This window comes from Desulfomicrobium escambiense DSM 10707 (assembly GCF_000428825.1).
Classification (GTDB): Bacteria; Desulfobacterota; Desulfovibrionia; order Desulfovibrionales; family Desulfomicrobiaceae; genus Desulfomicrobium; species Desulfomicrobium escambiense.
This window is the reverse complement of sequence record NZ_AUAR01000015.1, coordinates 42,714-55,197: the sequence shown is the minus strand read 5'-3', so window position 1 is coordinate 55,197 and position 12,484 is coordinate 42,714. Positions and strand designations below refer to the sequence as shown.

The window sequence follows — 12,484 nt, the reverse complement described above, 5'->3', positions numbered from 1 at the left end:
GCGGTCGCGTCGTGTCAGACCAGGGTTTCCGCGTCGGCCTGGAAATACCTCCAGGACATGTCGATGAGTTCGGCCTTGAGGTCGCTCCCCGTCTTGTGCGCATAGCGCTCGTGCAGGTCCTTGGCCATGGCGGCGAAAATGTCCACGACTTCGGGGTCGAAGTGCTTGCCGCGCCCGCGGATCAGGATGCCCAGGGCCTCGGCGCGGCTCAGGGGCGCCTTGTAGGGGCGGCGGGAGGTCAGGGCGTCGAAGACGTCGGCCACGGCGAAGACGCGGGCGGTCAGGGGGATGTCCGCACCCTCCAGCCGGCCGGGGTAGCCCTCGCCGTCGAACTTTTCGTGGTGCCCGCCGACCACGTCCCGCGCGTCGCGCAGCCACGTCGAGCGGTCGATGACGTCCAGGCCGTGGCGGACATGGGTCTTCATGATCTCGAATTCCTCCCGGGTGAGCCTGCCGGGCTTGAGCAGGATGTCGTCCCTGATGGCGATCTTGCCCACGTCATGCAGGAACGCGCCCTTGGTCAGGGCGCGCATCTGGTCCGCGTCCAGGCCCATGGCTTCCCCCATGTGCAGCGCGTAGAGGGTCACCCGGTAGTTGTGGTCGTCGGTGTCGCTGTCGCGTTTGGCGACGACGCAGCCCAGCAGGGACAGGGTCTCGAAGTTGGCGGCCTGCATGTTGCGGGAGAAGGCCACCAGACGGTCGGTCAGGCGCAGGACCACGGGGTAGAGCAGTCCCGTGGTGGCCAGGGTGATGAGCACAACGATGCCCGCCGTCATGAAGGACTTCCTGTTCATGGCGGCCAGGATTTCCGGGGACGGGACGAAGACGATCTCGGCCTGCCCGGTCTCGTTGCGCGCGGGGTCGCCGAGGGGCAGCACCGCATGGACGCAGAGCAGGTCCGCGATGACGGTCGTCTGCGACCATGCTTCCCCCGGCCCGGCGTGCGGCGCCCTGCCGGAGTGCACGTAATCCCATACGGCCTGATGGAGCACGAACGTCCTGTCCAGATACTCCTCGGCGCCTTCGATGTCGGGCTTGGAAAACCCTGCGTAGACGACTTTGCCGTTTCTTCTTTTCGGCCTGGAGGCGGCGAGTTCGGCCAGGGTCTTGCGGAAGGCCTCCCTGGGCCGCAGGTTGTCCATGACCATGAGTTCCCGCGTGCGGTCGGCCAGTTCCTCGATCCCGATCCGGGCCTCGAAGACGACTTCCCGCGCCAGCATGCGTTCCTCGGCCATATAGGCCAGCACGGCCATGCCCAGCGCGATGACCGCGGCCATGAACGCCAGGCGGGCGACGAGGGTCCGCCGTACGTAGGTCACGAGGGGGATGTTCCGGGACGAAGGCATGCATTGCTCCGGGTATGCATGGAAACGGAACGGAGATTGTGTTCCTGCCTGATGTATCCGTTCCGGAGCATGTTGTCATGTCCCGGATCGTGTGGCCGCTCTTGCTCAAGGGATGACCGAGGGCAGGCGGATCTCGACGCGCAGCCCGCCTTCCTCCCGATTGGCCGCTTCGATGGCCCCGCCGTGCAGTTCGACGGCCCCTCGCGCGATGGCCAGGCCGAGGCCGAAACCGTCGGCCTCGCCTGTGTTGCGGCCGCGGGCGAAGGGCTCGAAGACCGCCGCGATGTCCTTTTCCGGAATGCCGGGACCTTGATCGCAGACGCGGATCACGGCCCACCCGTCGCTGAAGCCGACTTCAACGGTCAGCTCCCCTCCGGGGGGCGAAAACCTGAGACCGTTGCGTATCACGTTCTCCAACGCCCGGGAAAGGAGGCGAGTCCGGCCATGGACATGAATCCGGGCCAGTTCCTCCAGACGTACCTCGCAGCCCCTGCCGCTGGCCTCGAAACGCGCGTCATGCACGAGGCCCTCGGCCAGTTCCCCCAGGTCGATGCGCTCCGCCAGCTCGGTTTCCACGCCCGAGTTGAGTCGCGTCAGGGACAGGATCTCGCCGATGAGCCCACTCAGCCGCTCGACCTCAAGCTCCATGCGCTCCAGGACGCAGTCCGCCCTGGATGGGTCGCGGCGGGCGATGCCCAGGGCCACCTGCAGCCGGCCCAGGGGCGAACGCAGCTCGTGCGACACGTCGTGCAGCAGGCGTCGCTGGGCCAGGATGATTGTTTGCAGCTTTTCGGCCATGCGGTCGAAGGAACGGCCGAGGTCGGCAAATTCGTCGCCCCGGGGCATGGCATCTCCCACGCGGGTGTCCAGGCGGCCCTCGGCCATGGCGGAGAAGGCCCCGCGCAGCTCCTTCACCGGTCGGGCCAGATACCAGGCCAGCAGGGCCGAGAGCAGGACGCTGGCCACGAGCGCAAAGGCCAGAGGCTCCCCTGGCGACGGGGGAGGCGGGGGCGGGCCTTTCGCGGGGTCGAGCGACGGGGGGGCGCCGGGGATGAGCAGCGTGTGGACGCCCGACGCCGTGTCGACGCGGACGACGCCGTCCGGAAGGGATGACCCGGAACTGTTCAGGGCTGCGGCTGCCAGACCGGCGTCGGGGACGCGTCCCCGGATGTCGAGGCCCGTGGGCCCGATGACCAGCATCGAGCTGCCGGTTTCGTCCAGGGCGTGAGCCAGGGCCTTGGGACCGGCATGTCTGAGCACGACCTTCGCCATGTCCAGCTCGAACCCGACCCTCGGCCCGTGCATGAGGAGGTGTTCGGGGTCCTCGGCCAGGCGGTACAGGCGCATCCCGAAGAAGGTGGCCGCACCGGCCAGGATGAGCGTGAGCCACGTGGCCGCGAAGCACTTCCAGAACAGGCGGCCCATGTCATTCGTCCTGCAGCAGCTGGTAGCCCCGGCCGCGCAGCGTCTGGATGCGGGGGCGCCCGTCCCGTCCGGGCCCCAGCTTGTGGCGGATGCTCGACAGGTGCACGTCCAGGCTGCGGTCGAAGCGCGTCACGGGACGGCCCAGGCCTTCCTCGGAGAGGGTTTCGCGGCTGACGGGCTGTCCGGCGCGCCGGGTCAGAACGGTGAGGATGGAGAATTCCGCCCCGGTCAGGGACAGGGGGCGCCCGTTCACCTCGGCCGTGCGCCTGCCCGGCCAGAGACGGATGTCGCCATTGGAGAGGATGTCCTGGAGCCCGTCATGGGATTGGCCCATGCGGCGCAGGATGGCCCTGATGCGGGCCACGAGCTCGCGCGGCGTGCAGGGCTTGGGTACGTAGTCGTCGGCGCCCAGTTCCAGGCCCAGGATACGGTCCTCGTCGTCACCCATGGCCGTGAGCATGAGTACGGGCACCATGCTTTGGAGTCTGATGCGACGCAGGGCCTCCGTGCCCGACATGCCGGGCATCATGACGTCGAGGATGACGAGGTCGAAACTGCCGCTCAAGGCCATGAGCACCCCGGCTTCGCCGTTGTGGACCGCGCGCAGGGGCAGCCCTTCCATGGCGCAGTATTCCTGCAGCAGACGGCACAGTTCCCGGTCGTCGTCGACCATGAGGATGTTGCTTCCCGATGGGAGGGTGGCGTGGTGGGTCATGTTCGGGATTATGCGGAAAAAAACGGCGCGGCGCACCCCCGCCGCGTCCGGGCGGGTGTAAAAAAGTGTAAAGGGGCGTGCCGGTTCGAAGCCGAGGGTCGGTCGGGTCCGTTTCGCCTGCAGGTCCGAATGCTACGCTGACGCGACGGCGCTGTCGAGGTCGCCCCGACCGGCGCCGCCCTCCGCAGGGAGGGATCCGGCGCCGGCCGTGACGGACCGGTCAGGAAATGCCCAGCCGTTTTTCCAGTTCGGCCACGATGAGGGTCGTCTTGATGACCGTGTCGGGGTTCAGGGACATGGAGCCGATGCCGCACTCGACCACGAACTCGGCGAACTCCGGGTAGTCGCTGGGCGCCTGGCCGCAGATGCCGATGTACTTGCCCTTTTTCACCGCCACCTCGATGACCTGGCGCACGAACTTCTTCACGGCCGGGTTGCGCTCGTCATAGACGTGGGCCACCAGGGACGAGTCACGGTCCACGCCCAGGATGAGCTGGGTCAGGTCGTTGGTGCCGATGGAGAAGCCGTCGAAGACCTCGAGAAACTCCTCGGCCAGGATGACGTTGGACGGGATCTCGCACATGCCGATGACCTTGAGGCCGTTCTCGCCCTGCCTCAGGCCGTACCCGGCCATGGTCTCGATGACTTTTTTGGCCTCCTCCACGGTGCGCGGGAAGGGGATCATGATCTCGACGTTGGTCAGGCCCATGTCCTCGCGGATCTTCTTCATGGCCCGGCACTCCAGGCCGAAGGCCTCCCTGTACCCGTCCGAGTAGTACCGCGACGCCCCGCGCCAGCCGATCATGGGGTTCTCCTCGTCCGGCTCGAAGAGCCTGCCGCCGATGAGGTTGGCGTACTCGTTGGACTTGAAGTCCGACAGGCGCACGATGACCTGCTTGGGGTAAAAGGCCGCGGCCAGCATCCCGACCCCCTCGGCCAGCTTGTCCACGAAATACTCGGCCTTGTCCGCGTAGCCCGAGGTCATGTCGGCGATGGCGCGCTTCAGGATCTCGTCCGGCAGGGTCTCGTAGTTCAAGAGGGCCAGGGGGTGGATCTTGATGTAGGAGCTGATGATGAACTCCTCGCGCGCCAGGCCCACGCCCTCGTTGGGGATGAAACTCTTCTCGAAGGCCTGTTCGGGGCTCGCCAGGTTCATCATGATCTTGGTCTTCGGCTTGGGCAGGGCTTTCAGGTTCGTCTCCTGCACCTCGAAGGGCAAAAGGCCCCGGTAGACCGTGCCCACGGACCCTTCGGAGCAGTCCACGGTCACGTCCGCGCCCTGGTTCAGGCGCGTGGTGGCGTTCCCTGTGCCGACGATGCAGGGGATGCCGAGCTCGCGGCTGACGATGGCCGCGTGGCAGGTCCGGCCGCCGCGGTTGGTGACGATGGCCGAGGCGATCTTCATGATGGGCTCCCAGTCCGGGTCCGTCATGTCCGTGACCAGAACCTCGCCCTTGCGGAAGGCGTGGATCATGCTCGCCGACTTGATGACCTGCACGGGCCCCTGGCCGATGAGTTCGCCCACGGACTGCCCTTGGACCAGGACCTCGCCCTTTTCCATCAGGACGTACTTCTTCAGGGTCGCCCGGTCCTTGAGGGAATGCACGGTCTCGGGCCGGGCCTGGACGATGAACAGCTCGCCCGTCTGGCCGTCCTTGGCCCATTCGATATCCATGGGCGTGAACTGGCCGCGGATGGCGCTGTAGTGCTCCTCGATGGTGCAGGCCATGCGGGCCAGGGCCACGACCTCGTCGTCGGACAGGACCAGGCGGCGGCGGTCCTCCTCGGGCACGGCCACGTTCTTGGTCGGGGCCTTGGCGTCGGTGGTGTAGATCATCTTGATGGCCTTGCCGCCCACGCGCTTCATGATGATGGGCTTGAACCCCTGCCTGAGGGTCGGCTTGAAGACGTACCATTCATCCGGGTTGACGGCGCCCTGGACCACGTTCTCGCCCAGGCCCCAGGCGCCGGTCAGGAACACGGCGTCGCGGAAGCCCGTCTCCGTGTCGATGGAGAACATGACGCCGCTGGCCGAGAGGTCCGAGCGGACCATCTTCTGCACGGCGATGGACAGGGCGATGGAGAAGTGGTCGAAGCCCTTGTCCTGGCGGTAGGAGATGGCGCGGTTGGTGAAGAGGGAGGCGAAACAGCGCTGGCAGGCGTCCAGGAGATCCTCCACGCCGCGGATGTTGAGGTAGGTTTCCTGCTGGCCGGCGAAGCTGGCGTCGGGCAGGTCCTCGGCCGTGGCCGAAGAGCGCACGGCCACGTCCACGCCCTGGCCGTACTGCGCCTCCAGCTTGCGGTAGGCCTCGGCGATGGCGCCCTGCAGGTCTGCCGGGAACTCCAGGCCGCGGATCAGGGAGCGGATGCGACTGCCCCGTTCCATCAGGTTGTCCATGTCGTGGGTGTCGAGGCCCTGCAGGATGCCCCTGATCCTGTCCATGGCGCCGGAACTGTCCAGCAGGTGCCGGTACCCCCGGGCGGTGACGGCGAAGCCGCCGGGCACGGGCACGCCCTTGGCCATCAGGTTGCGGTACATCTCGCCCAGGCTCGCGTTCTTGCCGCCCACCAGCGGCACGTCCTCGATACCGATCTCGTCGAACCAGAGAACGAAGGCTTGTTGTTTGTCCACGGGCATCCTCCTTGGGGTGCGAATCAGGCTGCGGTTTTTCGGTTCAACCATGCCAGCCCCGGGGGATTTTCGCAACTCGGCGCGCGATTTGTCGGAAAACTTTCTGATCTGTTTTGTCGGAAATGACTGCAAACGGACGCGTCATCAAGTTGTAACAATCTGATCCTGCTGAAAAAATTTGAAAATGTCCGTTTTGATTCAGGCCTGTTTCAGAATCGTAAAAAATCTTTTCTTACCGCCGGAGATACTCTACAGAAATTCGGATTTCGGTTCGCTGTCATACGAATGTAACACAAGGATCACGGATACCACATGTTTGATGTTTTGATTCAGACCCTTGGGGGCCTCGGCATTTTCATCCTGGGCATGAAGTTCATGACCGAAGGCCTGCAGATGGCCGCGGGCAACAGGATCCGCAACGTCCTCAAGGCCGTCTCCAACAACCGGGTCGTCGGATTCGCCACGGGTGCTGCCGTCACGGCCCTGGTCCAATCGTCGTCGGCCACCACGGTCATGCTCATCAGTTTCGTCTCGGCCGGCCTCATGAGCCTGAACCAGGCCGTTGGTGTCATGCTCGGCTGCAACGTCGGCACGACCATGACCGCCCAGCTCATCGCCTTCAAGCTGTCGAGCCTGGCGCTGCCGGCCATCACCATCGGCGTGCCCCTGAAGTATTTTTCCCCGCGCAAGAAGTATCGCTATCTCGGCGAAGTCATCCTCGGCTTCGGCCTGCTCTTTTTCGGCATGACCGTCATGGGCGACGGGTTGAAGCCGTTGCGCGCGGATCCCGAATTCATCGCCTTTTTCACCAAGTTCGACGCGTCCTCCATGGGCGGGGTGCTTCTGTGCGTGGCCACGGGCTGCATCCTGACCATGATCCTGCAGTCCTCGTCGGCCACGGTCGGTCTGACCATGACCCTGGCCACGCAGGGGCTTCTCGACTTTCCCTCGGCAATGGCCCTGGTGCTGGGCGAGAACATCGGCACGACCATCACCGCCGAACTGGCGACCATCGGGTCGAGCTGTAGCGACTCCCACCGGGCGGCCAGGTCCAACACGATGTTCAATGTGCTCGGCGTCTGCATCATGCTGGCCATCTTCCCGTTTTTCCTACAGGGGGTCGAATGGGTCAGCGTCCATCTGACCGGCGCGCAGCCCTGGGACATGCAGGTCAACGGGGAATACCCGTATGTTGGCAGATATCTGGCCAACGGCCATACCCTGTTCAACCTGACTAATGCCCTGGTCTTTCTCGTTTTCCTGCCCGCGCTCATCCGGGTGGGCACTTGGTGCTCGCCCAAGGACAAGACTGCCGGCGACGACCTGTTCCGCCTGCCGGTCTTCGATCAGCACGTCGAGGACAACCCCGTCGCCGCCCTGGCCCAGGTGCGCGGCGAAATCCACCGCATGTCGATAACGGTCAACGCGGCCTACGCCAACGCCCTGGAGAGCCTGGAAAAGCGTGACCACCGCACCGTGAAGATGCGGCAGCGTTTCGAGACCCACATCAATGACGCGCACAAGGCAATTTCGACCTTCCTGGCCAAGACGATGCAAAGCGAGCTCAACGAGGAGATCTCGAACGATATCGCGGAGCAGATACGCATCGTCAACAACCTCGAAAGGATTGGCGATGCGGTGGAGGCTCTTGGCCTCCTGTGCGAGGACATCGTGGACAAGGAGCTGCGCTTCAGCGAGAACGCCATGGGTGACCTCTTCGTCATCTCGGCCAAGGTCGACGAGTTCCTGAATATGATCAACCAGGCTCTCATCAAGCAGCCCGAAGGCCTCATGGCCCGGGCCGAGGACACGGAGCGGGCCATCGATGCCATGCGGGAAACCATGCGCGACGCGCACATCGAGCGCCTGAAGGTCGGCAAGTGCGGCATTGAGGGCGGCCTGGCCTTCATCAACCTGCTCGCCAGGCTGGAGAAGATCGGGGACTACTGCTACTCCATCGCCCGCACCGTGGCCATGCAGCGCTGATCCGCCCGATGCGCAAAAACGTTTCCGCCTGACGCACGTTGCGCGGGAATGTCTTGCGACATTCCTTTCCGGCCTATATCCTTCCTGCAGACACGCACGAGAACCGAAACCGGTCTCTGCGGTCTGCCGGAGGGACAATGCGAATTCCTGCCTTCTCCTCCATACGGGCCAGCCTCATTTTCCTGGTTCTGACGGCCATTCTGCCTGCCCTGGGCATCATGCTCGTCACGGGGTACACCCTGCGCGAGAACACGATCCAAAGCGCCGAGAGCTCGGCCCTGAGGCAGATTCAGCTCATGGCCCGGCACCATGAGCAGATCATTGCGGACGCGCGTCTCCTGCTGGCGACCCTGGCCAAGGCGCGCGAGGTGCAGCAGCTTGATCCCCTGGGCGCCCAGCTTCTGCTCGAAGAAATGCTCTCCGCCCACCCGGCGTACGTGGCCCTGGCCCTGTCCGACACCACGGGCCGCATCGTGGCTGTTTTCCCGGCGGACTCCTTTTCGAGCATCGAAAACGAGCCTTTTTTCAAGGAAGCCACGCAGACCGGCCGTTTCGCCATGGGTCCCTACCACCTGGTGGACGCCACGCGGCATGTCGTCATGGAATTCGCCCAGCCCGTGGCCGACCGTGCGGGACGGGTGGGCGGCGTCCTGGCGGCCTCTTTCGATCTGAACTACTTCAGCAAGGTTTTCGACGACTTCCATCTCCCCGAAGGTTCGATCTTCACGCTGACGGATGCCGAGGGTATCCGGCTGACGCGTTTTCCCGAAACGCAGAAATACACTTGGGTGCCCGATCTGCCACGGATGATCGCGCGTATGTCGGGCGACAGGGAGGAGGGCACCTTCCTGGAAAGGGGCGTGGACGGCGTGCGCAGGCTCTACAGCTTCAAACGCCTCGATTTTGAGGGTACCCCCCTGCAGGGGCTGATGATCCGTCTCGGGCAGCCCGAGGGCCAGGCCCTGTCCTCGGCCAGGCGGGCGCTGATCTGGAACTTCGTTTCCCTGGCCCTGGCCGCGGCGCTGGCTTTGGCGGTGGCCTGGTTCGTGGGGGAGCACGCGATTTTGCGGCGGCTCGATCGCCTCATGACGGCCACGGATCGCCTGGGCACGGGCGATCTGAGCACCCGCACTGGCCTTGATCACACCGACGGCGAGCTCGGGCGGCTGGCGGCGGCCTTCGACCGCATGGCGTCGAGCCTCGAAGGGCACGATTTAGACAGGAGGCGGGCCGAGGAGGAATGCTGCCTCCTGAACTCGGAGCTGGAGGAGCGCGTCTTCACGCGCACCGCGGAATTGGCCAAGGCCAACGCGGACCTGCAGTCCGCCCTGGAGAACCTGCGCCAGGCCCAGGGCCAGCTGGTCATGTCCGAAAAATTGGCGGCCCTCGGCGGACTGGTGGCGGGCGTTGCCCACGAGATCAACACCCCCGTGGGCGTGGCCCTGTCGGCCACCTCGACCATGGCCGAAAAGAACCGCGTCCTGAGCGACCTTTTCGGCCGCGGCGAGATGAAGCGTTCGGACCTTTCGGAATACCTCGATTCCACGCGGGAAGGCTTGGAGATGAGCCTGCTCAACCTGAACCGGGCCTCGGACCTGATCCGCAGCTTCAAGATGGTCGCCGCGGACCAGATCTCCGAGAACCGCAGGAGTTTCAACGTCAGCGAGTATGTCGGGCAGGTGCTCCTGAGCCTGCGCCCCAAGCTCAAGAAGACCAGGCACAAGGTCGAGGTGGACTGCGACGAGGACCTGGTCGTAGAGAGCTACCCTGGCGCCTTGTCGCAGATCCTGACCAATTTCATCGTCAACTCGCTGACCCACGCCTATGACGAGGGTCAGGCCGGGCTCATCCGCATCGGGATCGCGCGGGTCGGCGGCTCCCTCAATCTGACCTATTCCGACGACGGGCGGGGCATGCCGCCCGAGGTGCAGGACAAGATTTTCGAACCGTTCTACACCACGGCGCGGGCCAAGGGCTCCACGGGCCTGGGCCTGCACATCGTCTTCAACATCGTCACCCGCACCCTGGGCGGGACCGTCACCTGCTGCAGCGCGCCGGGCCACGGCACGACATTCCAGGTGCGCGTGCCCGTGGGGCAAGGAGAGGCATGACCGACAACGACGAAATCCTGTTCAAGGAAGAGGAGCGGCAGGCCGGACCGGCTCCGGGGACGGCCGAGGAGCCCTGGAAGATCCTGATCGTGGACGACGAGGCCGATGTCCACAGCGTCACCGTCTACATGCTCTCGGGACAGGAGTACCATGGACGCGCGTTCGGCTTCCTGCACGCCTACAGCGCCGAGGAGGCCAAGGCCGTGCTGCGCGAGCACGACGACATCGCCGTCATCCTCCTGGACGTGGTCATGGAGACCGACGACAGCGGCCTGCAGCTCGTCCGCCACATCCGGGAGGAGCTCAGGAACCTCGCCGTGCGCATCATCCTGCGCACGGGTCAGCCCGGCAAGGCGCCCGCGGCCAAGGTCATCCTCGAATACGACATCGATGACTACAAGGAGAAGACCGAACTGACCCTGGAAAAGATGCTCGTGACCATCGTCTCGGCCCTGCGCAGCTACAGCTTCATCACGACCATCGAAGACAACCGCCAGGGTCTCAAGCGCATCATCGAAGCCTCCTCGGACATCTTTGAGCGTCAGTCCCTGCAGAAGCTCGGCTGCGGGGTGCTGAGCCAGCTGACGGCCATCCTCCAGCTCAGGAAGGACGCCGTCTACAGCCACGCCTCGGGCCTTGCCGCCTCGGGGATCAAGGGCCGCTCCATCGTTCTGGCGGCCACGGGGGAGTTCTGCGAGTTTGTGGAGCGCCCCATCGAGGACGTGCGTGGGGAGACGGTGCACAAGGCGTTGGACAGGGCCAGGAGCAGGGCCCACGGCTTCTATTGCGAGGACGGCAAGTGCGCCTGGTACTTCAAGAGCAGGACAGGTTCGGAAAATTTCCTCTATTTCGAGGTCGGCCGGGAACTGGACGAGAACGACCACGATCTGCTCGAACTCTTCTTCACCAACGTCTCCCTGGCCTTCGACAACCTTTTCCTGAACAAGGGCATCGAAGACACCCAGAAGGAGGTCATCTTCCACATCGCCGAAACCATGGAGTGCCGCTCCGCCGAGACCGGCAGCCACGTGCGCCGCGTGTCGGAGTATGTGCGCCTCATGGCTCTCAAGTACGGCCTGCCCGAGGAGGAGGCGGAGATGCTCAAGATCGCCTCCACGGCCCACGACCTGGGCAAGATCGGCATCCCCGACTCCATCCTGAACAAGCCGGGCCCCCTGACGCCCGCGGAGTTCGAGGTCATCAAGAGCCACGTGCGGCGCGGCTACGAACTCCTGAGCCGTTCAACGAGCCCCATCATCCAGACGGCGGCCCGCATCGTGCTGCTGCACCATGAACGTTGGGACGGCAACGGCTATCCGCAGGGGCTCAGGGAGGAGGAGATTCACGTCCACGGCCGCATCGTCGCCGTGGCCGATGTCTTCGACGCCCTGTCCAACAAGCGGGTCTATCACGAGGCCTGGAACTGGGACCAGGTGTTCGCGCATTTTCTGGAGGAGAGCGGCAGGCATTTCGACCCGTGCCTGGTCGATATCCTGCTGGAGAATCGTGAGGAATTCATGGCCATCTGGGAGCAGTACCACGACGAGTGCGGGGTCTGCTACACGGCTCGAGAAGCGGCTCGGGACGGTGCAAACCGTCCCGAGTAAAGGCTGGGGCGTTACTTCTTCTTTCCTTTGCCGCCGCCCTGGTCCGAGGGCAGCAGGTTGTCGTTGTTGCCGGGACCTTTTTTGTTCCCTTTGCCGCCGCCCTTGTCGGAATTTTCAGCCTTGTCCGGTTTGCCTCCCCTGTCCGCGGCCCCGCCTTTTTTCGAGGCGTCACCCTTGTCGTCGTAGGGACGGCGCGGGTCGTAGCCGAAGTCCCCGTTCTTGAGGGCGTGGAACTCAGCCGAGCCGGGCTTGATGCCGAGTTCCTTGGCCATGACGCCCCAGCCCTGCCCCTTTCTGGAACCGTACACGCCCATGATCCTGTCGCGGCTCAGGCCAGTCCAGCGTCCGAGCTGAAGGACCATGAAGGCGTCGGCCAGGCTGCCGGTGGTGCCCATGAGAAGTTCGACGTCGGAGGAGGGCACCCCGAAATGGGAGCCGATGTTGGCGATGGCGCCATGACGGTCTCCGGCGGCCTGGACGTTCACGTTGTCGAGAAAGGTGTCCAGGGCGTCGGCCATGGCCTGGCCCGCGCAGCACAGGAGTATGCAGATGGCGAGGATGGTTTTTTTCATGAGGTCGCTCCTTGGGTGAAATTTCGGGACGGAGTGGCATCCAGCCGCTGTACCAATAGACGCGAATCGTGTTGGGGGCAATACGCCGCC

The 12,484-nt window shown here is 64.7% G+C and carries 8 protein-coding genes; 3 read left to right on the top strand and 5 right to left on the bottom strand.

The annotated features are described in order from the left end of the window. Window positions 1–14: 14 nt before the first annotated feature. The 4 genes from G394_RS21535 to ppsA form a co-directional block, all read right to left on the bottom strand. Window positions 15–1,346 (bottom strand): HD-GYP domain-containing protein, encoded by a 1,332-nt coding sequence (locus tag G394_RS21535; RefSeq protein WP_051307171.1) that lies wholly within the window; start codon window positions 1,344–1,346, stop codon window positions 15–17. 105 nt (window positions 1,347–1,451) lie between these two features. Next, window positions 1,452–2,771, bottom strand: a complete 1,320-nt coding sequence (locus G394_RS0112550; protein ID WP_028577943.1) for a HAMP domain-containing sensor histidine kinase — start codon at window positions 2,769–2,771, stop codon at window positions 1,452–1,454. Window position 2,772: 1 nt separating this feature from the next. Further along, window positions 2,773–3,486, bottom strand: a complete 714-nt coding sequence (locus G394_RS0112545) for a response regulator (protein ID WP_051307177.1) — start codon at window positions 3,484–3,486, stop codon at window positions 2,773–2,775. Window positions 3,487–3,706: 220 nt separating this feature from the next. Continuing rightward, window positions 3,707–6,118, bottom strand: coding sequence for a phosphoenolpyruvate synthase (ppsA, locus tag G394_RS0112540; RefSeq protein WP_211226272.1), 2,412 nt, complete (start codon window positions 6,116–6,118; stop codon window positions 3,707–3,709). Between the two features lie 312 nt (window positions 6,119–6,430). Between ppsA and G394_RS0112535 the strand changes: the two genes are divergently transcribed. From G394_RS0112535 to G394_RS0112525, 3 genes are all read left to right on the top strand, one after another. Next, window positions 6,431–8,104, top strand: a complete 1,674-nt coding sequence (locus G394_RS0112535; RefSeq protein WP_028577940.1) for a Na/Pi cotransporter family protein — start codon at window positions 6,431–6,433, stop codon at window positions 8,102–8,104. A 137-nt stretch (window positions 8,105–8,241) separates the two neighbouring features. After that, window positions 8,242–10,215, top strand: coding sequence for a sensor histidine kinase (locus G394_RS0112530; protein ID WP_028577939.1), 1,974 nt, complete (start codon window positions 8,242–8,244; stop codon window positions 10,213–10,215). Then, entirely contained in the window at window positions 10,212–11,822 is a 1,611-nt protein-coding gene (locus G394_RS0112525) for a DUF3369 domain-containing protein (protein WP_028577938.1), read from the top strand. The genes G394_RS0112530 and G394_RS0112525 overlap by 4 nt, the downstream gene beginning before the upstream one ends. An 11-nt stretch (window positions 11,823–11,833) precedes the next feature. Here G394_RS0112525 and G394_RS19120 read toward each other — a convergent pair whose 3' ends face one another. After that, window positions 11,834–12,394, bottom strand: a complete 561-nt coding sequence (locus G394_RS19120; RefSeq protein WP_051307170.1) for a hypothetical protein — start codon at window positions 12,392–12,394, stop codon at window positions 11,834–11,836. Window positions 12,395–12,484 lie beyond the last annotated feature (90 nt).